Origin of the sequence: Maribacter sp. ACAM166, from assembly GCF_005771495.1 — a bacterium.
Lineage (GTDB): Bacteria > Bacteroidota > Bacteroidia > Flavobacteriales > Flavobacteriaceae > Maribacter.
Genome location: NZ_VAUW01000012.1, coordinates 88,211 through 111,798, shown reverse-complemented (window position 1 = coordinate 111,798; position 23,588 = coordinate 88,211). Strand labels below are relative to the sequence as shown.

25 protein-coding genes and 1 pseudogene are annotated in these 23,588 nt (G+C 35.7%); 4 read left to right on the top strand and 22 right to left on the bottom strand.

What is annotated here, in order from left to right:
- Positions 1 to 25 precede the first annotated feature (25 nt).
- Complete coding sequence (locus ES765_RS10625) at positions 26 to 1,177, bottom strand: vWA domain-containing protein (RefSeq protein ID WP_138114015.1); 1,152 nt, start codon at positions 1,175 to 1,177, stop codon at positions 26 to 28.
- Between the two features lie 269 nt (positions 1,178 to 1,446).
- Here ES765_RS10625 and ES765_RS10620 point away from each other — a divergent pair, with 269 nt between their 5' ends.
- Positions 1,447 to 2,205, top strand: a complete 759-nt coding sequence (locus tag ES765_RS10620; protein ID WP_138114012.1) for a DUF1853 family protein — start codon at positions 1,447 to 1,449, stop codon at positions 2,203 to 2,205.
- A 153-nt stretch (positions 2,206 to 2,358) separates the two neighbouring features.
- Here ES765_RS10620 and ES765_RS10615 read toward each other — a convergent pair.
- A pseudogene (locus ES765_RS10615) lies at positions 2,359 to 2,853 on the bottom strand (lactoylglutathione lyase family protein); the annotation flags it as partial.
- 123 nt (positions 2,854 to 2,976) lie between these two features.
- Here ES765_RS10615 and ES765_RS10610 point away from each other — a divergent pair.
- The 3 genes from ES765_RS10610 to ES765_RS10600 all read left to right on the top strand — a co-directional run bounded on the left by ES765_RS10610 (position 2,977) and on the right by ES765_RS10600 (position 4,516).
- Complete coding sequence (locus tag ES765_RS10610) at positions 2,977 to 3,297, top strand: winged helix-turn-helix transcriptional regulator (protein ID WP_138114006.1); 321 nt, start codon at positions 2,977 to 2,979, stop codon at positions 3,295 to 3,297.
- Positions 3,298 to 3,705 (top strand): GNAT family N-acetyltransferase, encoded by a 408-nt coding sequence (locus ES765_RS10605; RefSeq protein WP_249356324.1) that lies wholly within the window; start codon positions 3,298 to 3,300, stop codon positions 3,703 to 3,705.
- An 82-nt stretch (positions 3,706 to 3,787) separates the two neighbouring features.
- Entirely contained in the window at positions 3,788 to 4,516 is a 729-nt protein-coding gene (locus ES765_RS10600) for a class I SAM-dependent methyltransferase (protein ID WP_138114002.1), read from the top strand.
- A 13-nt stretch (positions 4,517 to 4,529) separates the two neighbouring features.
- Here ES765_RS10600 and hisIE read toward each other — a convergent pair whose 3' ends face one another.
- The 20 genes from hisIE to lpxD form a co-directional block, all read right to left on the bottom strand.
- Positions 4,530 to 5,153: a bifunctional phosphoribosyl-AMP cyclohydrolase/phosphoribosyl-ATP diphosphatase HisIE gene (gene hisIE, locus ES765_RS10595; RefSeq protein ID WP_249356321.1), complete on the bottom strand. Its 624-nt coding sequence runs from the start codon at positions 5,151 to 5,153 to the stop codon at positions 4,530 to 4,532.
- A gap of 152 nt (positions 5,154 to 5,305) precedes the next feature.
- Positions 5,306 to 5,998 carry an aspartate/glutamate racemase family protein gene (locus ES765_RS10590; protein WP_138113997.1) on the bottom strand — a complete coding sequence of 231 codons (693 nt, stop codon included), beginning with the start codon at positions 5,996 to 5,998 and terminating at the stop codon, positions 5,306 to 5,308.
- 145 nt (positions 5,999 to 6,143) lie between these two features.
- Positions 6,144 to 6,899, bottom strand: a complete 756-nt coding sequence (gene hisF, locus ES765_RS10585) for an imidazole glycerol phosphate synthase subunit HisF (RefSeq protein ID WP_138113995.1) — start codon at positions 6,897 to 6,899, stop codon at positions 6,144 to 6,146.
- Between the two features lie 92 nt (positions 6,900 to 6,991).
- The gene (locus ES765_RS10580; protein WP_138113993.1) at positions 6,992 to 7,516 is read right to left on the bottom strand and encodes a DinB family protein; all 525 of its coding nucleotides are present in this window, start codon (positions 7,514 to 7,516) and stop codon (positions 6,992 to 6,994) included.
- A complete protein-coding gene (gene hisA, locus ES765_RS10575; RefSeq protein ID WP_138113991.1) occupies positions 7,509 to 8,237 on the bottom strand; it encodes a 1-(5-phosphoribosyl)-5-[(5-phosphoribosylamino)methylideneamino]imidazole-4-carboxamide isomerase in 729 nt (242 codons plus the stop codon). The genes ES765_RS10580 and hisA overlap by 8 nt, the downstream gene beginning before the upstream one ends.
- A 3-nt stretch (positions 8,238 to 8,240) precedes the next feature.
- Entirely contained in the window at positions 8,241 to 8,663 is a 423-nt protein-coding gene (locus tag ES765_RS10570) for a GNAT family N-acetyltransferase (RefSeq protein ID WP_138113989.1), read from the bottom strand.
- The gene (gene hisH / locus ES765_RS10565; protein WP_138113987.1) at positions 8,663 to 9,244 is read right to left on the bottom strand and encodes an imidazole glycerol phosphate synthase subunit HisH; all 582 of its coding nucleotides are present in this window, start codon (positions 9,242 to 9,244) and stop codon (positions 8,663 to 8,665) included. Before hisH ends, ES765_RS10570 begins: the two co-directional genes overlap by 1 nt.
- 66 nt (positions 9,245 to 9,310) lie before the next feature.
- Positions 9,311 to 10,453 carry a bifunctional histidinol-phosphatase/imidazoleglycerol-phosphate dehydratase HisB gene (gene hisB / locus ES765_RS10560; RefSeq protein ID WP_138113985.1) on the bottom strand — a complete coding sequence of 381 codons (1,143 nt, stop codon included), beginning with the start codon at positions 10,451 to 10,453 and terminating at the stop codon, positions 9,311 to 9,313.
- Complete coding sequence (gene hisC, locus ES765_RS10555) at positions 10,443 to 11,501, bottom strand: histidinol-phosphate transaminase (protein ID WP_138113983.1); 1,059 nt, start codon at positions 11,499 to 11,501, stop codon at positions 10,443 to 10,445. Before hisC ends, hisB begins: the two co-directional genes overlap by 11 nt.
- A gap of 64 nt (positions 11,502 to 11,565) precedes the next feature.
- Positions 11,566 to 12,849 (bottom strand): histidinol dehydrogenase, encoded by a 1,284-nt coding sequence (hisD, locus tag ES765_RS10550; RefSeq protein WP_138113981.1) that lies wholly within the window; start codon positions 12,847 to 12,849, stop codon positions 11,566 to 11,568.
- Positions 12,850 to 12,971: 122 nt separating this feature from the next.
- Positions 12,972 to 13,829, bottom strand: coding sequence for an ATP phosphoribosyltransferase (gene hisG, locus ES765_RS10545; RefSeq protein WP_138113979.1), 858 nt, complete (start codon positions 13,827 to 13,829; stop codon positions 12,972 to 12,974).
- A 235-nt stretch (positions 13,830 to 14,064) separates the two neighbouring features.
- Complete coding sequence (locus tag ES765_RS10540) at positions 14,065 to 14,877, bottom strand: prohibitin family protein (RefSeq protein WP_138113977.1); 813 nt, start codon at positions 14,875 to 14,877, stop codon at positions 14,065 to 14,067.
- Positions 14,878 to 14,886: 9 nt separating this feature from the next.
- Entirely contained in the window at positions 14,887 to 16,914 is a 2,028-nt protein-coding gene (locus ES765_RS10535) for a VWA domain-containing protein (protein WP_138113975.1), read from the bottom strand.
- A 69-nt stretch (positions 16,915 to 16,983) separates the two neighbouring features.
- Positions 16,984 to 17,733, bottom strand: a complete 750-nt coding sequence (gene fabG / locus ES765_RS10530) for a 3-oxoacyl-[acyl-carrier-protein] reductase (RefSeq protein WP_138113973.1) — start codon at positions 17,731 to 17,733, stop codon at positions 16,984 to 16,986.
- 106 nt (positions 17,734 to 17,839) lie between these two features.
- Positions 17,840 to 18,712, bottom strand: coding sequence for a succinate--CoA ligase subunit alpha (sucD, locus tag ES765_RS10525; RefSeq protein ID WP_138113971.1), 873 nt, complete (start codon positions 18,710 to 18,712; stop codon positions 17,840 to 17,842).
- A 65-nt stretch (positions 18,713 to 18,777) separates the two neighbouring features.
- Positions 18,778 to 19,713: a UDP-3-O-(3-hydroxymyristoyl)glucosamine N-acyltransferase gene (locus ES765_RS10520; RefSeq protein ID WP_138113969.1), complete on the bottom strand. Its 936-nt coding sequence runs from the start codon at positions 19,711 to 19,713 to the stop codon at positions 18,778 to 18,780.
- A 38-nt stretch (positions 19,714 to 19,751) separates the two neighbouring features.
- Positions 19,752 to 20,318, bottom strand: a complete 567-nt coding sequence (gene efp, locus ES765_RS10515) for an elongation factor P (RefSeq protein ID WP_138113967.1) — start codon at positions 20,316 to 20,318, stop codon at positions 19,752 to 19,754.
- 52 nt (positions 20,319 to 20,370) lie between these two features.
- Positions 20,371 to 21,156 (bottom strand): acyl-ACP--UDP-N-acetylglucosamine O-acyltransferase, encoded by a 786-nt coding sequence (lpxA, locus tag ES765_RS10510; protein WP_138113965.1) that lies wholly within the window; start codon positions 21,154 to 21,156, stop codon positions 20,371 to 20,373.
- Between the two features lies 1 nt (position 21,157).
- The gene (locus tag ES765_RS10505; protein ID WP_138113963.1) at positions 21,158 to 22,558 is read right to left on the bottom strand and encodes a bifunctional UDP-3-O-[3-hydroxymyristoyl] N-acetylglucosamine deacetylase/3-hydroxyacyl-ACP dehydratase; all 1,401 of its coding nucleotides are present in this window, start codon (positions 22,556 to 22,558) and stop codon (positions 21,158 to 21,160) included.
- Positions 22,559 to 22,560: 2 nt separating this feature from the next.
- Positions 22,561 to 23,577: a UDP-3-O-(3-hydroxymyristoyl)glucosamine N-acyltransferase gene (lpxD, locus tag ES765_RS10500; protein WP_138113961.1), complete on the bottom strand. Its 1,017-nt coding sequence runs from the start codon at positions 23,575 to 23,577 to the stop codon at positions 22,561 to 22,563.
- Between the last annotated feature and the right edge of the window lie 11 nt (positions 23,578 to 23,588).

Below are 23,588 nucleotides of genomic sequence, written 5' to 3'. Positions count from 1 at the left end.
ATATGATAAGTGATCGCTGCTGCACCTATTTTAACCTCTTCTTTCTATTCGCTTCATAATCCTCAAATATCATTTCTCCTAATCCTTTAAGACCTGTGAAGAAAGCCTTGCCTTTATTCGCTTCTGTAAAATGACGGATAAACTGCATTAAATACGGATCTTGTGCTATCATAAACGTAGTAATAGGTATATGTAGTTTACGAGCCTCTCGTGCTTTATTGTAACATTTTTCTACAATAAAATCATCAAGACCCACACTATTCTTATAATACGTACCGTCAGGCATACGTAAGCAACTTGGTTTCCCATCGGTGATCATAAAAATCTGCTTATTGGTATTCCGTTTTCTTCGTAGCATATCCATTGCCAATTGCAAACCAGCAACAGTGTTGGTATGATAGGGTCCGACTTTTAAATAAGGTAAATCCTTTATAGGAATTGGCCAAGCATCGTTTCCAAAGACTAAAATATCAAGCGTGTCCTTTGGGTATCTAGTGGTAATGAGTTCTGCTAAGGCCATGGCCACTTTTTTAGCAGGGGTGATACGGTCTTCACCATAAAGAATCATACTATGGCTAATGTCGATCATTAACACAGTGCTCATCTGTGCTTTGTATTGGGTGTCCTCTACGACTAAATCTTCCTCACTCAATTGAAAACTACCTATTCCATGGTTAATTTGGGCATTTTTGAGACTCTCGGTCATGGAAATATGCTCCAAGCCGTCACCATAGCGGTATTCTCGAAAATCACCTGTATGCTCATCCCCTTGACCAGATTTACCAGTTTTATGGTTTCCTGCCCCACTTCGTTTTAACTTCCCAAAAATTTGGTCTAGCGCATGCTGTCTAATAATACGTTCCATTTTAGCGGTAATAGAAATGGTTCCGCCCCCGTCTTCATTCTCTCCCTTTTCTCCATCGCCTTCTCCATCTTCAAACTCTTCTCGTATATATCCTTTTGACTTTAATTCCTCTATAAAACTTTCAATCGTGTACTCTTCTGTAGTCAGTTCATATTCCTTATCCAATTCCCGTAACCAATCGATAGCTTCATCAAAATCACCCGAAGTATGCGTAATTAGCTCTTGAAAAACATCAAAAAGTCTATCAAAAATTGATTGTTCGGGAGCTTCATAATTCTGAAATCGATATCCTTTTCTTACATTCATAGCCATACTATAAAATTAACACATTTCAATTGGATGCCCGTCGTATTTGGGAAATGTTAACGTTGTTGTTTAAGTATGCTAGTTCTATTCAATTGTGAAATATAAAGTAACTTCGGCTACGCTCAGTTACCGTATCAAATGCTAAAGGAGATAGAGCTGAGACGAAATAACTCTGATTTAAACTCTTATCCAACAACTAAAATCAACTAACTATCAACGAACAACCAATAACCAAAATCCAATTCAATGACTTTCTTACTACTCCGCCTATTTGGATGAATTCTCAGCTTGGCATACAGCAATTTGAGTTTCCAGAGGTGGATTTGACGAACTTCTCCCCTGCTCCTGTACCACAACATATTCGCTTGGGACACCAAATGGAATATGTCTGTAAACAGTTGTTAGACTATTGTCAACACTATGAGGTGCTAGTTCATAATTTACCCATACGGGAAGGAAAACAGACCTTAGGAGAAATTGATTTTATACTTAGGGAAAAAGCTACCGAACAAATCGTACATGTAGAACTGACCTATAAATTTTACATTATAAATCCCGATATCCAAGAACCCATTCACCAACTTATTGGTCCTAACAAACGGGATACGTTCTTTACCAAAATGGTCAAAATAAGAGATAAACAATTTACCTTACTCCATTCAAAAGTTGGTTCTAAAGCACTTGTCGATATAGGTATAGATTCCTCTAAAATCGTTCATCAAACCTGTTATAAAGCGCAACTATTTGAGCCATATGGGAGCCAGACTAGTACTATACATCCGTTGAACCCGAATTGCATTGTAGGGTATTGGTTACGACTGGCGGACTTACACAGCGATTCTTTTTCATCTTACCAATTCTATATTCCCCCTAAAAGTCAATGGGTTATACAACCATATAAAACTATAGAATGGACTTCTTATAATACAATACTACCTGAAATTGAATTGCGTCATTTTAATCAAAGTTCACCGATGGTTTGGATGAGAAAAAACGATACGGAGTATGAAAAATTCTTTGTGGTATGGTGGTGAAAAGAGATTCTAAATTTAGAAAAAATAAAACCAGATTAACTCAACGCAACAAAATTAATTGATAGTCAATAGCTTACTCTAACCATATTTGATAGTAAGGCAATTGATTTACTATCAAAAACCAATCGCCTAATTTTATAATGCCAGTAATTTTTAGTTAGAATAGGCTCCAGATGAATAGGTCAATTCGTAGCTATGGGTGTATATTTCGAACACAATACCGAAGGGGTCTTCGACATAACACATTTTATAAGGTTTATCATTCGGATAATATGATCGAATGGGCATTCGCTGCTTCCCACCATGGGCTACGATTTTTTCAATAAGGTCTTCAATATTCGGGTCTTGCACACAAAAGTGAAAGAGTCCAGTACGAAATGGATTAAATTCAGGTGCCTCTTTTACTCCATGTGGAAAAGAGAACAGTTCTATTCCGATACCATCCGATGTGGACATATGGGCAATTTCAAATTCTTCCCAATTGTCACCGAAGACATCGATACACATTTGGCCAATTGCGGTATCCGCTTCCTTTTTCACTTTAGATGGAGACATAATTACGTACCAGCCCATTACCTCAGAATAGAATTTTACGGCTTTGTCTATTTTCGGTACGGTAATACCTATATGCGAGAATGATTTTGGATACGCTCTAGTCTATTTTTATAGTACAAAATAAAACTATATTTGTCTTAATTGCAATAACTAACCAAAAAGTAGTATAGTTACCTAAACGAGTTAATTGATGATTATTAGATAGTTAAAAGTAAAATGAATCAAGAAAAATTTTGTCCCCTAGACCATACTATGAATTTAATTGGTACCAAATGGAAACCAATCGTACTCTTCCATCTTATAGAAGGTTCATTACGTTCGGGAATTTTACAAAAAAAAATACCCGGAATCTCAAACAAAATGTTCACTCAAACGGTACGTGAACTAGAAAAAGACGGACTCGTTCAAAGAGAGGTTTTTCCCGTAGTTCCTCCAAAGGTTGAATATACCTTAAGCGAAAAAGGAAGTTCCCTAAAAGCAATTTTAAAAAGTTTGGATGCGTGGGGGGCTAAAGATTATCAATCAGCTACTATTTGAATGATAAATATTATTGAAATAACAGCTGAAGAGACGGCGCCTATTCGCCATGAAGTCCTGTGGCCAAATGAACCAATTGATTTTGTTATATTACCTAATGATGCCATAGGAAGACACTTCGGTCTATTTTTAAATGAAACATTGATTTCAGTAGTGTCTTTGTTTGTGAAACATAAAGAAGTACAGTTTCGGAAATTCGCTACATGTACTGAATATCAAGGAAAAGGGTATGGCACCCTACTATTAAATGAAATTATGCGAATAGTCCAACAGGAAAAATTATCCAGAATGTGGTGTAATGCCAGAGTAAACAAGATTAACTATTATACTAAATTCGGTATGAGGGTAACCCATACCTACTTTTCAAAAAAGGGAATTGATTATGTCGTAATGGAGCGGAAATTTTAACTTTGTAACATGCTTTATTTACACAAACACAGTACTATTAAGCCAAAATTTGTTAGTAGTAGTTGCTGACCAATACTTTACTATGTTAAAAGAATATGATCAAATTACAGCGCTACATTATGCCGCATATCGGCCTTATTTACATTCAGAAATTCTAAAAACAAATTTAAAATCTAATAAAAAATATGATGTAGGATTAGATATTGGTTGTGGTACCGGCCAATCTTCTATTGCTTTAGTACATTACTGTAACAAAGTTTTAGGTATCGATTCTAGTAGTGATATGTTAGATAAATCTTTTGACCACCCCAACGTAACTTATGAAATAATACATGCTAATGAATTAAATTTTGATGCTGATGTTTTTGACATCGTTACGTTTGCAGGTTCTCTTTATTATGCCAAATCACAAGCAATACTTGATGAAATAGTAAGGGTTGCGAAACAAAAATGCAAGATTATAATTTATGATTTTGAACTATTTTTAGAGGATGTCTTTGTGCAATTAGAACTTTATGACGATTTAAAACAACCCACTCAATACGACCATCAAACAAATTTTTCAGGACTAAATGAACAGTTTTTAAAATTAGAAAATGAAATTCAAAGTTTGGTTACCTTAGAAATAGCAATTACTGATTTAGCTCATTTACTGCTATCTTCAAAGGATAACTATGTCAGATTGGTTACAGCATTCGGAACCAACAATCTCTATACTAAACTTTCACGACAGCTACGCTTAGTAATAAACTCTGACATGACCACGTTAAAAGCTAGGACTTATTTAACTTCTTATATAGTGCTAAAATGATTAATTAAATCACTTACTTTTTCCTCTTCATTAACTCAGCCTCAATATCTTTCAAGGTAAATCCTTTTGCCTGTAAAAGTATAAGGTAGTGAAAAAGTAAATCGCCACTTTCGTAGAGGAATAATTCATCATTATTGTCCATAGCTTCAATCACCGTTTCTACAGCTTCCTCACCTACTTTTTGGGCAATCTTGTTAATACCTTTATCAAATAATGAGGCCACATAAGACTTACTACCATCCGCAGCGGTACGACGCTCTTCTATCGTACTTTCCAGTTCAGAGAAGAAACCAAAATTAGAAGTGTTTTCTTCTTCCCAACAGGTATCCGTTCCTTTATGGCAAGTTGGACCAACTGGATTCACAGTTATAAGAAGTGAATCATTATCACAGTCATTTTTAATAGTAACAAGATTGAGGAAATTACCACTCTCTTCCCCTTTTGTCCATAAACGCTTCTTGGAGCGGCTGTAAAAGGTCACTCTATTAGATTTTTGAGTTTTCTCCAACGCTTCCGCATTCATATAGCCTAGCATCAATACATTTTTGGTGCGGGCATCTTGTATGATGGCAGGGATTAATCCGTCAGTCGTTTTCTCCCAGTTTGGGTTATTAAATTTCATGTTATTTTCAATCATTATATTTTTTATTTGTCAGCCTGTTGCCAGTACATGCCATTTGAGTGGAGTCAAAGACCTTTCGAGTTCCATTCCTTTCGACTACGTTTCCCGTCAAGGATTGTTCAGGATGTTATTAGGTTTTAATTTTTTATCATTTTTCATCAACCAAATTATGAAAGTGCAAAGGCCACCGCGGCATAGGCATGTTCTTTGGTGGTATCAATAACCACTATATCACAATCTTCTTGTTGAATTAATAATGGTATTTCCGTACAGCCTAAAATCACTCCTTGTGCGCCTTCTTTTTCAGCCTTCTTTATGATGTTCAAATACTCATGTTTTGAGTCTTCAGATATAATTCCTTTTGAAAGCTCCTCATAAATGATATGATGTACAATGTTTCGGTCCGCCTCATTTGGAACCAATACTTCGATACCAAACTGGTTTTTAAGAATGTCTTTGTAAAAGTCCAGTTCCATGGTATATTTTGTTCCCAGTAACACTACTTTTTTACATCCCTTTTCTTTAACTACTTTACCAGCTACTTCAGCTATATGTAATAAAGGAATGGTTATCTTTTCTTTAATGGCAGGCACACTTAAGTGCATGGTGTTGGCGCAGATTAGAATAACTTCGGCACCAGCCTTTTGAAGTCGTAATGCAATTTCCGTCATTTGGGCATGAAGGGTATCCCAATTACCTTTTGTCTGTTTTTCGGCTATATCCTCAAAATTCACAGATTCTAGTACACACTCACAAGAGCTTTGTCCACCCAATTCTTCCGCTATCTTGCTATTTAGCAACTGATAATATAATTGCGTGGACTGCCATGTGATTCCGCCGATTAATCCTATTTTTTTCATTACTTATACTCTTTTCTATCAATTTGTAAGGCTGCGCACAGTCGAAGACCTTCTCTGTTCCAATCAATTCGACTGCCTCCAAAATAACAGTCACATGCTACTTTTCATCTACCCTTACTGAGCACAAGCCAAAGTGAACTTACAACTATAGCCTAATAGGAATTCCGTTTTCCTTCAACTCTTCCTTTAACTCTTTAATTCCTATTTCCTTAAAGTGAAATACACTGGCAGCCAATGCTGCATCTGCTTTACCTTTTACAAAGGTATCCGTAAAATGCTGCTTGTTACCTGCTCCACCCGAAGCTATAATAGGAATATTCAGATTAGTGGATAGTTTTGCAAGCGCTTCATTAGCAAAGCCATCTTTTGTGCCGTCATGATCCATAGAGGTAAATAATATTTCACCTGCACCACGTTCTTCCACTTCTTTGGCCCACTCAAACAATTTTCGTTCAGTAGGCACTTTACCACCTACTAAATGTACAATCCATTCACCATCAATCTGTTTCGCATCTATGGCTACCACAATACATTGCGAGCCGAATTTGGCCGACAAATCATTAATTAGTTGCGGATTCTTTACGGCCGAGGAATTGATAGATACTTTATCAGCTCCGTTCTGAAGTAAAATATCTACATCTTCAATAGAAGAAATGCCGCCACCAACGGTAAAAGGAATATTTACTTTTTCCGCTACGCAAAATACTAAATTCGCTAAGGTTTTACGTTTTTGTTCCGTTGCAGAGATATCTAAAAAAACCAATTCATCTGCACCTTCTTTGCTATAGATTTCTGCCAGTTCTACGGGATCTCCTGCATCACGTAAATCAACGAAATTAATACCTTTCACGGTTCTACCGTTTTTAATATCTAAGCAGGGTATGATTCTTTTTGCTAACATAATTTTCAGTATTTAGTACAGCGTAAAAAGTACCAAGTATTTGTCTGTTCTTTATTTTTGTTTTTTTGCACCAATTACCTCGTTTTTTGTACTCATAACGTAGTACCATTTTTGAAATTCAAATCCATCCCATCATAAAAGCCCAAATCTTTATTCTTCAATTCTTTTACCCAAAAAGCAATTTGCCCAGTATGATAAGAATAGTGTTCAACAGCATGAAGAATAATCCCTACCCCTGATAATGAAAACCCTTGTACCGACCTCATTTTCACCAATTGGTTTGGAGTGGCATCAAAAATGACTCGTTTTGCTGTATCAACTACATCTTCCAATTTCTCAAGTACTTCAACTTTAGTGAGTCCGCCCATTGCTGAGAATTCACCATCACGTTGTCGGTCATCTTCATTTTCTCCTAAAGAAGAAATAATGTATTGTGAAATATTACCACATAAATGTAATAGTAGATTTGCTATGCTATTCAATGATGCGTTTGGTTTCTGCCAAACTTCCTCCTCAGAAATCTCGGTCAGGCTTTTTTTAATCATACGCGTATTCTCATCTATTCGGTACAGCGCATTTTTAACCAATTCTTCAACTAACTGTGTTTCCTTATCCATGGCTTAAAATATAAGTTTCTAACTGCTTCAAACTAATTCGATTTTCATAGATTGCCTTACCGATTATGGTACCCTCGCATCCCATTTTAGCCAATTTAGGCAATTCATCAAAAGTAGAAATTCCTCCGGAAGCAATTAGTTTTAAATTTTTCGTCTGTTCCAAGATACGTTGATACAATTCAAACGAAGGACCTTCTAACATACCATCCTTACTAATATCAGTACAAATTACATAGTGTATTCCTTTGGTTTGATACAACTGAATAAAGGGAATCAGCTCTTCCTTAGATTCCTCCTGCCATCCTGAAACTGCTACTTTTTCATCCATCGCATCAGCACCTAATATTATTTTATCTGCTCCATGTTTTTCAATCCATCCTAAAAAAGTCTCTGCATCTTTTACAGCAATACTACCACCCGTAATCTGTTTAGCACCACTTTCAAAAGCAATACGCAAATCTTCATCGGTTTTTAATCCGCCACCAAAATCGATTTGCAGCTTGGTCTGTGACGCTATTGATTCCAGCACTTTATGATTGACAATGTGTTTGGACTTGGCACCATCTAAATCAACCAAATGTAAATGTTTAATACCATGTGACTCAAATTCTTTGGCAACCTCTAACGGATTCTCATTATATATTTTTTTGGTTGTATAATCTCCTTTCGAAAGTCGAACACACTTACCATCAATAATATCTATAGCTGGAATAATTCTCATTTTCTACTCTAATATTTGTCTATCAATTGACATCCACAAAGGTGAATCTCCTATTTTATTAAATCCGTAGCGCTCATATAATGCATGGGCGTCCTTTGTTTTTAAAGCTAAAGTTTTAAGTTTTTTTATGGTAGCATCTTCTAACATATGCTCTATTAATATTTTACCAAACCCCTTTCCTTGGAATTTTTCAAAAATAATAACGTCCATAAAATATCCAAAATAAATATAATCGGTAACTACCCTTGCAAAACCAATTTGCTCATTTTTCTGGGTATATATGCCAAAACAATATGAGTTTTCAATCGTTTGTTTTACTTCATTTAAAGTTCTATTATCACCCCAATACGAAGTGGTAATGAACTGTCGAATAGCAGCAACATTCAATTGGTTTTTATCCGTGGAAATATAATATTCTTGTTCCATTACATGTTCAAAAAATTCTCGAGAATCTTTTCACCGACATCACTGCTCTTTTCCGGGTGAAATTGAGTCCCATAAAAATTATCTTTTCGTAGGGCGGCACTATAATCAACTCCGTAAGAACATTCAGCTAACGTTTCTGCACACAACGGAGCATAAAAACTATGCACTAAATAAATATGTTCGTTTTCAGTTACTCCTTCGAATAAATCGGATTTCAAATTATTAATCTGATTCCATCCTATTTGTGGGACTTTCTCAGAAGAATCAAACTTAACAACATCCACATCAAAAATACCAAGTCCGATTGTATGACCTTCTTCAGATGAGTTGCACATGAGTTGCATGCCCAAACAAATACCGAGTACTGGTTGTTTTAAGGTTGGTATAATTTCATCTAGACTGCAACCCCTAAGCTTTTTCATGGCAGAACTTGCCTCGCCAACACCGGGAAATATAACTTTATCGGCATTTCGTATTTCAGAAACATCACTGCTTAACACTGCATCATAACCTAAGCGCTTAATAGCGAACTTAATGCTTTGAATGTTTCCCGCTCCGTAATTTATGATAACAATTTTCATTATTTAAGTATTAAGTCTAAAGTAAATTTTGTGAGCATAAGACTTTGTACGCCATACTTAGTACTACTATAGAATTCCCTTGGTACTGGGTAATACCATTTTCTCTACATCTCTTTTTACGGCCATTTTTATGCTTTTTGCAAAAGCTTTAAAGATGGCTTCTATTTTATGGTGTTCGTTGGTACCTTCTGCTTTGATGTTCAAATTAGCTTTGGCGCCATCGGTGAACGATTTAAAAAAGTGATGGAACATTTCGGTAGGCATATCCCCTACTTTCTCACGTTTAAAATCGGCATCCCAAACCAGCCAATTACGACCTCCAAAATCGATTGCTACCTGCGCCAAACAATCATCCATTGGCAAGCAAAAACCATATCGCTCAATCCCTAATTTATTACCAAGGGCAGTATTAAAAACTTCTCCGAGGGCAATACCCGTATCTTCAATGGTATGGTGCTCATCTACTTCTAAATCACCATCTACCTTAATGGTCAAATCCATCTGACCGTGACGTGCCAATTGATCCAACATGTGGTCGAAAAAAGCTAATCCGGTTTTGATATCACTTCTACCTATTCCGTCTAAATTGAGTTTTATGACAATATCAGTTTCATTGGTTTTTCTATGAATTTCAGCCGTTCTGTTCTTCAATTTTAAAAACTCATAAATTTGCTCCCAATCATTATCCTCAAAAGCGATATAAGGATCTAATTCATCGCGTTTCACAGTGATTTCTCCTGTACCTAAGTTCGTTTCATCATTAATAAAAATACCCTTAGAGCCAAGGTTCTTAGCCAATTCCATGTCCGTTAATCGGTCACCTATAACAAAGGAGTTTTCCAAATCATACGCTTCAGAAAAATACTCCGTCAACAATCCAGTTCCAGGTTTTCTAGTATTAGCATTTTCATGTGGAAAAGTTCGATCTAAAAATACCTTATCAAAGAAGACCCCTTCATTTTCGAAAGATTTAAGAATGAAATTATGAACCGGCCAAAATGTATCTTCCGGGAAAACATCAGTACCCAAGCCATCCTGATTCGTAATCATTACCAATTCATAATCTAGCTCTTTAGCTATTTTACCCAGAAAGGAAAAGGCTTTTGGATAAAATATCATCTTTTCAAAAGCATCTATCTGCTCATCAACAGTTTCTTTAATCATGGTACCGTCACGGTCAATAAACAATACACGTTTTTTACTTTCCATATGAATTTGATAATGTTTTTAAAGCGGTAATTATTTTACTATTTTCTTCGGATGTCCCCACCGTAAAACGCAACGTATTTTCGCATAATGGTTGAGTTGTTCGGTTTCTTACTACAATTCTCTTTTCTAGCAATTGATTGTAGCGTTTGGTAGCATCATCTACTTTCACTAAAATAAAATTGGCGTCTGTTGGGTATATATTAGATACAAATGAAACCGTTTCTAATGTTGTAATTAACTTTTTCCGTTCGGCTAAAATAGTTGCTACCTCTGTTTGAACAGATTTTTGGTCCAACACCCTATTTAATGCTCGTTCTTGAGTCAACTGATTTACATTATACGGTGGTTTTATTTTATTCAATACAGAAATGATTTCTGCGGAAGCTATACAAATACCCAAACGTATACCCGCCATACCATATGCTTTAGATAAGGTTTGAGTCACTATTAAATTAGGGTACTTCGCTAATTTAGAAGTCCAACTTTCTTCCAATGAAAAATCAATATACGCTTCATCAATAACAACTAGGCCATTAAAAGATTCTAACAGTTCTTGAATGCGTTCCTTAGAAAAACTATTTCCTGTAGGGTTATTTGGCGAACAGATAAACAACAATTTAGTATTGCTATTAATCTGTTCTTTTATTGCAGATACATTGGGTTGATATTCATCGGTCAATAAAACTTCTCTGTTTTCAACCACGTTAATACCAGATAAGACTTTATACATGCCATAGGTTGGAGGCAGGGTGATGATGTTATCCTCTTTAGGCTCACAAAATGCTCTGAACAATAAATCTAACACTTCATCACTACCATTGCCTAATAGAATATTTTCGCATTTAATGCCCTTCTGTTCAGCTACTATAGTTTTTAAGGCTCGTTGTTGTGGATCCGGATATCGATTGACACCATTTTCGAACGGATTCTCATTCGCATCTAAAAAAACCATCATAGACCCATCGGACACATACTCATCTCGTGCTGAGGAATACGGACTTAAACCCTTCACGTTTTCTCTTGTTATTCTATCTAAATTGAAATTCATTAATTCATTACTGTAAGGTCATTGAGTCTACCTCTTTAGCAGGTAGGCATAGCTGAAATGACAATTATTTTAAACTATTTAATCGCAACGTAACCGCATTTTTATGCGCTTGTAGCCCTTCTGCCTCTGCCATTAATTCTACTGCATTACCAATGGACTGAATGCCTTCTTCTGATATTTTCTGAAATGTCATATTCTTCAAGAAACTATCTAAATTCACACCACTATACTGCTTGGCATATCCATTGGTAGGTAGGGTATGATTGGTTCCTGATGCGTAATCTCCCGCACTTTCAGGTGTATAATTACCGATAAATACTGAACCAGCGTTTTGTGTGTTGTCAATATAAAAATCTTCGTTTTCTACGCAGACTATATAGTGTTCAGGACCATATTCGTTAATTAAATCAATGGCTATTTGGTCGCTTTCAACATAAATAAGTTTACTGTTGGCAATGGCTTGTCTTGCAATTTCTTTACGGGGTAAATCTTCTAATTGCAATTCAACCTCCTTTTCAACAGCATTAATCAATGATTGTGAAGTTGATACTAAAATAACCTGACTGTCAATGCCATGCTCTGCTTGACTCAATAAATCTGATGCTACAAATGAAGCATTCGCCGAATCATCTGCCACAACTAATAATTCTGATGGACCAGCAGGCATATCGATAGCTACCCCATGTTTTGTAGCAATTTGCTTGGCTACGGTAACATATTGATTTCCTGGTCCGAAAATTTTATAAACCTGTGGAATACTCTTTGTCCCAAAGGTCATTCCCGCAATCGCCTGTATCCCACCTACTTTTACAATTTTAGTAACTCCACATAAATTAGCGGTATATAATATAGCAGGGTTTAGTTTCCCTTCTTTATCTGGAGGAGAACAAAGCACAATTTCTTTGCAGCCAGCAATAGCAGCGGGTACCGCCAGCATCAAAATTGTTGAAAACAAAGGCGCCGTACCCCCAGGAATATAAAGTCCGACTTTTTGAATAGGCCGTTTTTCTTGCCAACATAAAACACCCTTTACCGTTTCCACTTCTACCTTATCCGTTTTTTGAGCTCTATGAAATACTTCTATATTCGATTTAGCCAATAGAATAGCCTCTTTCAAATTATTAGAAACTAAATCTTTAGCTTCTACAATTTCAGATTCGGACACCAACATATCTTCCTGGTAGACCTTATCAAACTTTTGCGTGTATTTCTTTAACGTGACATCACCAGCTTGGGCTACTTCTTTAAAAATAACATTAACCAATCCTTCAATATCTGCTACCGTTTGGGTAGGACGTTTTAGAACGTCTTTCCAGTCTTCTCTTTTGGGATTATAAATTTTATTCATTATAAATTTAGTTGCTGGTTGATAGTTGTTAGCTTTTTGGAACTTCACAAACATGTTATTTATCAACTGTAATGCTATCCTTCATCTTTACCACAAAATTAAATAGTACTTTCTATAATGGATTACAATACCATCTTCTCAATAGGGCAAACCAAAATTCCTTCTGCTCCCACTTTTTTCAACTCATCGATAACTTCCCAAAAAGAATCTTTCTTGATAACCGTGTGAACAGAGCTCCAACCTTCTTCAGCTAACGGAAGTACGGTCGGACTTCTCATTCCGGGCAATAGACTTAAAACTCCATCTAGCTTTTCATTTGGAGCGTTGAGTAACACATATTTAGAACCTCTAGCTCTTAAAACTGACTGAATACGAAACTGCAATTTCTCTAGTAAGCCTTTGCGCTCTTCAGAAATTTTTGGAGAAACGGCCAATACTGCTTCACTTGTAAGCATTACTTCGACTTCTTTCAAATTATTTTTGAACAGGGTGCTTCCACTAGAGACAATATCACAGATTGCATCGGCCAAACCAATATTTGGGGCAATTTCTACAGAACCACTAATAATGTGTAATTCAGCACGTACCCCTTTTTCTTTCAAATAATTGATTACGGTATTTGGATACGATGTTGCAATACGTTTCCCTTCAAAATCCAATACCGAGTTATATTTGAAGGACTTAGGTACCGCTAGAGAAACTTTACATTTCGAAAAACCAAGTTTTTCAGCAATGGTAATATCTTCCCCTTTTTCAACCAAAACATTTTCTCCAATAATAGCGATATCGACTACACCATCCCTTAGATATTGAGGAATATCACCATTTCTAAGATAGAACACCTCCATAGGGAAATTTCTTGAAGATGCCTTTAACTGTTCTTTCCCATTATCGATTGAGATACCACAATCTTTTAAAATTTGAAGGGATTCTTCGTTTAACCTTCCTGATTTCTGAATAGCAATTCTAATTTTTGTCATTTGTTTCATTTAATGCTTGGCAATCAAAACTGGATGAAATACAAAACCCGTTTGATTGCTCAAACGGGTTTTAAAATATGTTGTACTACTACAATACATTTCTACCTCGCCTGAGCGTCTGTATAGAAATGATGATGTGTAGTTCTGTTTTTCATTCTGATGTAAAAGTAAAACGTATTTTTGATTTCACAAAACAAATGTTTAAAATGAATCAAAAAAACGTTCTAGTAGTACTTTAGTTATCTCCTAAAATTAGTGGTAGTCCGTCGCTACCGCCTACAATGACTACTTTAGAATTAGGTGATTCTGCTAATTTTAAGGTAGCATCGATTCCTTTATCCTTTAAAATTTGATCATTTAAAGACGCACTTAAAATACGGTTAGCATCTGCTTTACCTTGTGCTTCAATGGTAACTTTTTCAGCCTCTTTTTTAGCGGTAACTAATCGAAATTGATATTCCAATGATTCTTGTTCTTGCTTTAATTTTCTCTCGATAGCATCCTTTATAGTCGGGGGCAATGTAACATCTCTTACAAGTATTTCATTCAATTGAATATATTGTCCTTCCACTATTTTCTGAGTCTCGTCAAAAATCTCTTGTTGGATTGCATCTCTTTTACTCGAGTACAATTGTTCTGGTGTATATCGCCCAACCACTGAACGAGCTGCTGATCTAATTGTTGGCAAAAGAACCCTTTGTATATAATCTTGTCCCTTTTCTTGATGCAATTTCCCTAAATCCTTACGTATTGGTTCAAACCAAGCAGATGCTTCCAGTTTAATATCCAGACCATTACTTGACAATACATTCATTTGTTCAAGAACTTCTTGTTGTCGTACTTCATAAATAGTCACCCGATTCCAAGGAGCTACCATATGAAATCCCTCACCCATTGGAGCCTCATCGGTGACAACACCTCCTCCAAACGTTTTATATAAAACCCCTGCCTGACCTGAGTCTATGGTGACGGTAGATTTTGATATTCCTATAATCAATACAATAAAAATAAATATTGCAGGTAATGCAATCTTTGGTAATTTGTCCATTCGTTTTTTTTAAATTAATCCGTTATATTTTCTAATAAACCACTCTGCTGCAAAAGCAGAAATTATGATGGCCAAAAGAATTCTCAATTGTATCAAAGATACGATATTTTCAACGCTTTTCTCTGTAGAAACGTAAGCAATGTCATCTATTAACTCCCGCTTTATAGCTTCCATTTGAGAAGCATAAAAATGCTTGCCACCAGAATCAGTTACCAATTTTTTCATTTTTGAATAATCACTAGATACAAACTGATTTTCCATGTCAAATTCTGAAATAACGAACGAACCCTTATCAGTTTTAGATTCATTTTCTACCGATACAATAAATTCATATTCACCTGCCATAAGGTTAGACAGATCTGCTTCAAAATAACCATTCTTTAATACCATAGGATTACTTTGACTCCTATTCGTTTGCGTATTGGTAACCGTAATTTTTACTTTTGCATTAGAATCGAACAAAAAGGCCTCATCAAAATAGGTAGCGGTGATTATAACATTGGTACTACCTTCATATATCTTTTCATAATCAACATTTAAACGCGATTTATTTTTCGCACTCGTTAGATACCGTATGAAGTTGCCCATAAATTCATCAAAATTGATAAAATCACCTGTATTTCTATACGTCTGCATACGCCATTTCCATAGGTTCTCCCCCAACAGCAATGATTGCTTTTTTGAAGCATCTTCTAAAATTGCCAAAAGGGGCCTCTCTACATTCAGTCCTTTTATTTGCGTACCTAATAAGGTTTCATAGGGTTTTTGAAAAACTATAGGTCCAGCATCACTTTCCATTGGCGGAAAATCGGTTAGGTCAAATTCAGAAATATCATATGTAGTAAACGCATTATTCAACAATCCAAAAACCTCTTGTTTTGGATAACCATTTTCAATTTCAAAACCTATATTGGCTTTATTTAAAAACGAATAATCAGTATGTGTACCAGTTATGAAAAAGGTGTTGGCATTTTTACTAGTTGCATAGTCCATACTATTTTTAAAACGAGCTGTGGGTTGATAGAATATAAATAAGTCCATTTCCTCCAAAGTACTAGATGTAGTATTCGATTTTAAAATAGTTACTTCTCTTTGTTCATTGCTCTCAATCGATTTTTTTAGCGTTCCTAAATCTGGATGTAATATATCAGATATTAACGCAATTTTAGTCTTTTCGTCAATAACTTCAATACGTGTTGATCTTTGGTTGTTGGAAATATTTCTTTCTTCTGGTAATTGAGTAACCGCTACTACTATATTGGTTAATCCTACAACATTCGCATCAATTTGAGTAGAAATGGTTTTTAAATTAGACTCATAATCCAAATTTATATTTTCCCTATAAATAACTTTATCATTTATTTTTATAGATACCGTAGCTGAAATATTTGTTTTTCCTTGGTATGAGACATAAGTCTCTAACGGAAACTTATTTTTCAAAAAGGCATATTTATTAGTTAAAATAGGCCCTACCGATACATCTTGATATTTAGTAGTATCACCCAGTACAACCGCATATAGGGTAGTATTCTTGTCAGGTTTAAAATAACTATAATCTTGACCAACAGTTTGATTACCATCAGACAATAATAGGATTGCCGTCTGTTCTCGTGCATAAACGTCTTTCAATGCAGAAAGCGGTTTGTAGATATTGGTGTTTTTATCCTTAAATGTTAAACTGTCTAGCGTACTTAGTTCTGCACCAAATTGATAGGTTCTTATATTAAACCTATCTGAAATTTCTTTGGTATCTTCTATTTGAGAAATTAGATGTATAAGTTCATTTCCACTTTCAGAAACAGAAGTTGAATTATCTGCCAAAATCACCAAATTTGGTTTTTCCAACGTATAAGATTTTTGAGAGAATTGAGGGTTTATAAGCAGAAGTAAAATACCAAATATTCCTATAAAACGAAAAAAGGCTAAAAGTAAATAGAGTTTACTTTTAGCCTTTTGTTTGTATATATACTGAAGCGCAACAATAGCCAAAGCAACAATAGCAGCAAGAATAATATACAATACTGTTATGGTTTCCATGGATTAGATGCTATTTTGCTTCAATAGAAATAGTTGAATAATCGAGTGAGCAGATTATTTTTAAACAAATTAGGTCAACATACCACCGTCAACATTCAAGACTTGACCAGTAACATAACCTGATAAATCTGAAGCGAAGAACAGACATGCATTTGCAATATCTTCTGGAGAACCACCACGTTTTAAAGGAATTCCATCCCTCCAACCTTGAACGGTCTTTTCATCAAGTTTTTCGGTCATTTCTGTCTCGATAAATCCAGGTGCAATGGCGTTACATCTTATATTTCGAGAACCTAATTCAAGTGCGACCGATTTTGTAAATCCAATCATACCAGCTTTAGATGCCGCATAATTTGTTTGCCCTGCATTTCCTTTTACCCCTACCACACTACTCATATTTATGATAGAACCACTACGTTGCTTCAACAATGTACGTTGAACAGCTTTTGTCATATTAAAAACCGATTTTAAATTGATATCGATAACCGCATCAAAATCTGCTTCGGACATACGCATTAGAAGATTATCTTTTGTAATACCAGCATTATTAATCAAAACATCAATTCTACCGTCAAAATCCTCTAAAACTTGAGTCACTAATTTTTCGGATTCTTGAAAATTCGCTGCATTACTTTTATAGGCCTTGGCTTTTACCCCTTTAGCATTTAACTCTTTTTCTAATTGAAGTGCTGGTGCTTCGCTTGAACTATATGTAAAAGCAACATTAGCACCATGATCTGCAAATACTTGGGCAATTCCCATTCCTATTCCCCTACTTGCTCCTGTAATGATTACATTTTTACCTTCTAATAATTTCATATATCGACTATTTACTACCGTAGTTTACCAAATATAAGTTTTGTTTAATTTATAGGCTACAAAAAATCCCGCTACTAACGGGATTTTATATGAGCAATATGGGTTATTAACCCATTACTTCTTTTACTTTTAAACCTATCTCTGCTGGAGAATCAACAACGTGGATTCCACATTCACGCATAATACGCTTTTTAGCCTGGGCAGTATCATCACTACCACCAACAATAGCACCTGCATGTCCCATTGTTCTGCCAGCTGGTGCAGTTTCACCTGCAATAAAACCAACAACTGGCTTCTTACTACCACTTGCCTTGTACCATAGCGCAGCATCAGCTTCCAATTGACCACCAATCTCACCAATCATAACCACACATTTTGTTTCTGGATCATTGATTAAAAGTTCGACAGCTTCTTTTGTTGTTGTGCCAATAATTGGATCACCACCGATACCAATAGCCGTTGTAATACCCAAACCTTGACGAACAACCTGATCAGCTGCTTCATAGGTTAAAGTACCTGACTTAGATACGATACCAACAGTACCCTTCTTAAAGACAAAACCTGGCATAATACCCACTTTTGCCTCACCTGGAGTAATAACACCAGGACAGTTAGGACCGATTAAACGACAATCTCTATTCTTGATATAGTTTGCAACCATTACCATATCGGCAACAGGAATCCCTTCGGTAATAGTAATTATAACTTTAATACCTGCCTCTGCAGCTTCCATAATAGCATCTGCAGCAAAAGCTGGCGGAACAAATATAATAGTTGTATCGGCTCCAACTTTTTCAACAGCTTCAGAGACCGTATTAAAAACAGGTTTTCCTAAATGCTCTTGTCCTCCTTTTCCTGGAGTAACACCGCCTACGATATTAGTGCCGTACTCAATCATTTGCTCGGCATGAAAAGTACCTTCACTACCAGTGAACCCTTGTACGATTATTTTGGAATCCTTATTTACTAATACGCTCATACTACTGTAGTTTTTATTTGTACAAAAATATAGGTTTGCCAATGAATTTTAAAGCATTAACACGCTTATTTCTTATCCAATTTTTTAATTATTTCTGGAATCTTCTTTATATACGCTAATTGTTTCAATTTCTCACGAGATTCTTCTATCGGAGTACCAAAATAACTTTTACCTCCCGGCACCGATTTAGTCACACCGGTTTGACCCATTATCACTGCATTTTTACCTATTGTAATTCCGCTATTTGTACCAACTTGACCCCAAAGGGTTACTTCATCCTCTAGTATCACACAACCTGCAATTCCCGTTTGGGAAGCGATTAAACATTTTTCACCAATAACTGTATCATGCCCAACATGCACCTGATTATCCAGTTTTGACCCAAATCCTATTGTTGTGTCTCCTGTCACTCCCCTATCAATGGTACAAAGCGCACCAATATCAACATTATCTTTCAAAACTACCCTTCCGCCAGATATTAGCTTATCAAAACCTTCTGGGCGTTTTTTATAATAGAACGCATCGGCGCCTAATACACTTCCTGCATGAATAGTTACATTATTGCCAATAATGCAATTATCATAAATTGAAACATTAGAGTGAATACAGCAGTTATCTCCTATTTCAACATTGTTCCCTATGAAAGCATTCGGCTGAATAATGGTGTTTTTTCCAATTTTTGCTGTATTCGATATAGAGGAGTTCGATGGTAAAAACGGTTGAAAAAAAGTAGTCAGTTTATTAAAATCTCTAAATGGGTCTTCTGAAATCAACAAGGCTTTCCCATCTGGACAATCCACTTTTTTATTTATTAAAACAACTGTAGCCTTAGATTTCAAAGCTTTATCATAATATTTAGGATGATCAACAAATACGATATCACCGTTCTCAACTACATGAATTTCGTTCATTCCAAATACTGGAAAATCTTCATTACCTACATATTCACATGAAATAATTTCTGCGATTTGTTTTAATGAAAATGTAGTAGGGAATTTCAAAAGTAAGGTTAGATTATTAGTAGTTAAGTACTATAAGATTATTCTTTTACACGCTCCATATAAGAACCGGTAGCAGTATCTACTTTAATTTTATCACCCTCATTAATAAATAAAGGAACATTCACTTCTGCACCTGTTTCAACAGTTGCAGGTTTTGTAGCATTTGTAGCTGTATTTCCTTTTACACCTGGTTCTGCATAACTGACTTCTAAAACAACACTTGCAGGCATATCTACTGATAAAGGCATGCTATCTTCAGTATTAAATAAAATTGTTACAACGACACCCTCTTTCATTAAGCCTGGTGCATCTAAAGATGTTTTTTGTAATGTAATTTGGTTATAATCATCAGTATTCATAAAATGATAGGTTTCCTCCTCTGAATACAGATATTGATAAGAACGAGTTTCTACCCGTACATCTTCAATTTTATGTCCCGCTGAAAAAGTATTATCCAAGACTTTACCCGAAGTAACACTCCTTAATTTTGTGCGCACAAATGCAGGTCCTTTACCTGGCTTTACATGTAAAAATTCAATAATCTTATAAATATCATTGTTATAACGTATACATAGTCCTTTTCGAATATCTGAAGTAGATGCCATTAAAATATAGTATTAGGTGTTGTTGACTTAATTTAGATAAAAATAGATGAGCCTAGTTATTACTGAAATAACCTTTCATAATACCGCGTTGAGAATCGCGTATAAATTGAAGTATTTCATCACGTTCAGGTGTTGCTTCCATTTCTGCTTCAATAATTTGAAGCGCTTGCGAATTATTATAGTTCTTTTGATATAGAATTCGATAAATATTTTGAATCTCACTAATTTTATCAGATGTAAACCCTCGTCTTCTTAACCCTATGGAATTTATACCAACATAGGATAATGGCTCTCTTGCAGCCTTTACATAAGGCGGCACATCTTTTCGAACCAAAGAACCTCCGGTAACGAAAGCATGTTGACCTACAGATACAAATTGATGCACAGCTACCAATCCTGCCAGTATCACATTATCTCCTATTGTAACATGACCTGCCAAGGTTGAATTGTTCGAAAATATACAGTTATCACCAACCAAACAATCATGGGCTACATGACAGTACGCCATGATTAGACAGTTTTTTCCAATAACCGTTTTCATACGGTCAGAAGTTCCTTTATGTATGGTTGCGCATTCCCGAATAGTGGTATTATCACCGATTATTACGGTAGTTTCTTCATCATCATATTTTAAATCTTGGGGAGACGCGGATATCACAGCTCCTGGGAAAATACTACAATTTTTTCCAATGCGAGCACCTTCCATGATAGTCACATTAGAGCCTATCCATGTTCCATCACCGATGGTCACGTTATTGTGAATAGTGGTAAAGGGTTCAACTACTACATTTTTAGAGATTTTAGCTCCAGGATGTATATAAGCCAAGGGTTGGTTCATGCTATGTTCTTTTAACTATTTGCGCCATCAATTCAGCTTCGCTAACCAATTTATCATTGGCATAGGCATAGGCTTGCATATGACAGATACCTCTTCTAATTGGTGTAATTAAACTACAATGGAATATTAATGTATCACCAGGTAATACTTGTCTTTTGAATTTCACTTTATCAATTTTCATAAATAAAGTCAAATAATTTTCTGGATCGGGAACGGTACTTAAAACCAAAATACCGCCAGTTTGTGCCATAGCTTCTACCTGAAGTACCCCAGGCATTACTGGAGCTCCAGGAAAGTGACCCATAAAAAATGGTTCGTTCATGGTCACATTTTTCATACCCACTACATGCTCTTTAGAAAGTTCAATTATACGATCTATTAACAAAAAGGGAGGTCTATGTGGCAACATATCCATAATCTTATGGATATCCATCAATGGAGGCAAACTTAAATCGTATTTAGGAACTTTATTTCGCTTTTCCAATTTAATAATTTGCGCAAGCTTCTTAGCAAACTGGTTATTCACATAATGCCCAGGTTTATTTGCAATAACCTTACCTCGTATGCGAGTTCCGACTAACGCCAAATCTCCTATGACATCTAAAAGCTTATGCCTAGCTGCTTCATTAGGTTGGTGTAATGTAAGATTATCTAAAATACCGTTTGCCTTTACGGATAGCTTCTTTTTATCAAACGCCTTTTCTAATTTCATCATTGTGGCTTCAGAAATTTCCTTATCCACATAAACGATGGCATTATTTAAATCCCCTCCTTTTATAAGTCCATTTTCTAAAAGCATTTCTAACTCATGAAGGAAACTAAAGGTACGAGCATTAGAGATTTCCGACTTAAAATCTGATATTTTATCTAAAGTAGCATTTTGGGTCCCTAAAACTTTGGTTCCAAAATCTACCATGGTCATCACTTGATATTCATCAGAAGGAATAACAGTTATTTCACTACCAGTAGTATCATCTTTAAAAGTGATAACATCTTTAACAATGTATTCTTCCCGCACCGCATTTTGCTCTATGATTCCAGCATTTTCCAATACTTCTACAAAAAACTTAGAGGAACCATCCATTATCGGTGGTTCTGCTGCATTCAATTCAATTAAAACATTATCAATTTCTAGACCAACTAAGGCCGCTAAAACATGCTCAGAAGTTTGAATTTTAACACCATTCTTCTCTAAATTGGTGCCTCTTTGGGTATTCACCACTAGGTTGGCATCTGCAGGAATAATAGGCTCGCCCTCCAAATCTATCCTTTTAAAAGCATAGCCATGGTTTTCATTTGCAGGTAAAAATTTTATGGTAACATCGCTACCCGTATGCAAACCTACACCTGTTAGACTTACCTCTTTACTTATTGTTCTTTGTTTGATACTTGTTGTACTCATCGTCAGTCTTTCTTTTCTAAAGTGTCGATTCTACTTATTATTCTTGATAAGTTCTTAAAATGGACATATGATTTATTAAACTCGCCATAATTTAATGCAGGTGAACCCTGTAAAACTTCATGGTCTTTTACATTTCTTCCTATACCTGATTGTGCCTGTATTTTTACAAAGTCACCAATAATGATATGACCAACAATTCCCACTTGCCCACCAATCATACAATGTTTCCCTATTTTGGTAGACCCTGCAATACCTGTTTGAGCAGCAATAACCGTATGATCGCCAATTTCAACGTTGTGGGCAATTTGTATTTGGTTATCCAACTTTACGCCTTTCCTTAAAATTGTAGATCCCAATGTAGCACGATCTATAGTGGTGCCGGCACCCACATCTACATTGTCTTCTAATATCACATTGCCGGTCTGGGGCACTTTGGTAAATTCACCATTATCATTTGGTGCAAATCCAAATCCGTCCGCTCCAAGAACCACTCCACTATGAACAACACAATTATCGCCAATGATAGTTTCAGAATAAATTTTAGCACCCGCAAAAATTGTAACGTTATTGCCTACGGTAACATTGTCTCCAATATATACGTTGGGATACACCTTTACATTATCACCTAGCGTTACATTATTACCTAAATAGGAAAAAGCACCTAAATAAATATCCGAACCATATGTAGCCGTATCAGATTTAAAAATAGGCTCCTCTACTCCTACCTTATTGTTTTTTACTTGGTTATAATACTCCAACAATTTCGAAAATGATTTATAAGCATCATCTACCTTTATCAAAGTCGTTGTGAGGTGTTGCTCAGGAATAAAACTTTTATTAACTATGATAACTGAAGACTTGGTCTTATAAATAAAAGAAGTGTATTTAGGATTCGCCAAAAATGTTAGGGAACCTTCCTCTCCCTCTTCAATTTTAGCAAGTTTATGCACGGCTATTTCTGGATTCCCATGTACTTCTCCTTCTAAAATACCCGCAATCTGACCTGCTGTGAATTTCATGAGCGTAAAAG

Excerpts from the sequence above, each read along its gene's own strand:
- ES765_RS10535 (WP_138113975.1), bottom strand. The coding sequence starts at position 16,914 with ATGGAAACCATAACAGTATTGTATATTATTCTTGCTGCTATTGTTGCT.
- hisC (WP_138113983.1), bottom strand. The coding sequence starts at position 11,501 with ATGAATTTCAATTTAGATAGAATAACAAGAGAAAACGTGAAGGGTTTA.
- sucD (WP_138113971.1), bottom strand. The coding sequence starts at position 18,712 with ATGAGCGTATTAGTAAATAAGGATTCCAAAATAATCGTACAAGGGTTC.
- ES765_RS10610 (WP_138114006.1), top strand. The coding sequence starts at position 2,977 with ATGAATCAAGAAAAATTTTGTCCCCTAGACCATACTATGAATTTAATT.
- ES765_RS10540 (WP_138113977.1), bottom strand. The coding sequence starts at position 14,877 with ATGGACAAATTACCAAAGATTGCATTACCTGCAATATTTATTTTTATT.
- lpxA (WP_138113965.1), bottom strand. The coding sequence starts at position 21,156 with ATGAACCAACCCTTGGCTTATATACATCCTGGAGCTAAAATCTCTAAA.
- ES765_RS10580 (WP_138113993.1), bottom strand. The coding sequence starts at position 7,516 with ATGGATAAGGAAACACAGTTAGTTGAAGAATTGGTTAAAAATGCGCTG.
- ES765_RS10570 (WP_138113989.1), bottom strand. The coding sequence starts at position 8,663 with ATGGAACAAGAATATTATATTTCCACGGATAAAAACCAATTGAATGTT.
- ES765_RS10590 (WP_138113997.1), bottom strand. The coding sequence starts at position 5,998 with ATGAAAAAAATAGGATTAATCGGCGGAATCACATGGCAGTCCACGCAA.
- hisB (WP_138113985.1), bottom strand. The coding sequence starts at position 10,453 with ATGGAAAGTAAAAAACGTGTATTGTTTATTGACCGTGACGGTACCATG.
- hisH (WP_138113987.1), bottom strand. The coding sequence starts at position 9,244 with ATGAAAATTGTTATCATAAATTACGGAGCGGGAAACATTCAAAGCATT.
- efp (WP_138113967.1), bottom strand. The coding sequence starts at position 20,318 with ATGGCATCTACTTCAGATATTCGAAAAGGACTATGTATACGTTATAAC.
- ES765_RS10505 (WP_138113963.1), bottom strand. The coding sequence starts at position 22,558 with ATGAGTACAACAAGTATCAAACAAAGAACAATAAGTAAAGAGGTAAGT.
- ES765_RS10625 (WP_138114015.1), bottom strand. The coding sequence starts at position 1,177 with ATGGCTATGAATGTAAGAAAAGGATATCGATTTCAGAATTATGAAGCT.
- ES765_RS10600 (WP_138114002.1), top strand. The coding sequence starts at position 3,788 with ATGTTAAAAGAATATGATCAAATTACAGCGCTACATTATGCCGCATAT.
- hisIE (WP_249356321.1), bottom strand. The coding sequence starts at position 5,153 with ATGATTGAAAATAACATGAAATTTAATAACCCAAACTGGGAGAAAACG.
- hisD (WP_138113981.1), bottom strand. The coding sequence starts at position 12,849 with ATGAATAAAATTTATAATCCCAAAAGAGAAGACTGGAAAGACGTTCTA.
- fabG (WP_138113973.1), bottom strand. The coding sequence starts at position 17,733 with ATGAAATTATTAGAAGGTAAAAATGTAATCATTACAGGAGCAAGTAGG.
- hisA (WP_138113991.1), bottom strand. The coding sequence starts at position 8,237 with ATGAGAATTATTCCAGCTATAGATATTATTGATGGTAAGTGTGTTCGA.
- hisG (WP_138113979.1), bottom strand. The coding sequence starts at position 13,829 with ATGACAAAAATTAGAATTGCTATTCAGAAATCAGGAAGGTTAAACGAA.
- ES765_RS10605 (WP_249356324.1), top strand. The coding sequence starts at position 3,298 with ATGATAAATATTATTGAAATAACAGCTGAAGAGACGGCGCCTATTCGC.
- lpxD (WP_138113961.1), bottom strand. The coding sequence starts at position 23,577 with ATGAAATTCACAGCAGGTCAGATTGCGGGTATTTTAGAAGGAGAAGTA.
- hisF (WP_138113995.1), bottom strand. The coding sequence starts at position 6,899 with ATGTTAGCAAAAAGAATCATACCCTGCTTAGATATTAAAAACGGTAGA.
- ES765_RS10620 (WP_138114012.1), top strand. The coding sequence starts at position 1,447 with ATGAATTCTCAGCTTGGCATACAGCAATTTGAGTTTCCAGAGGTGGAT.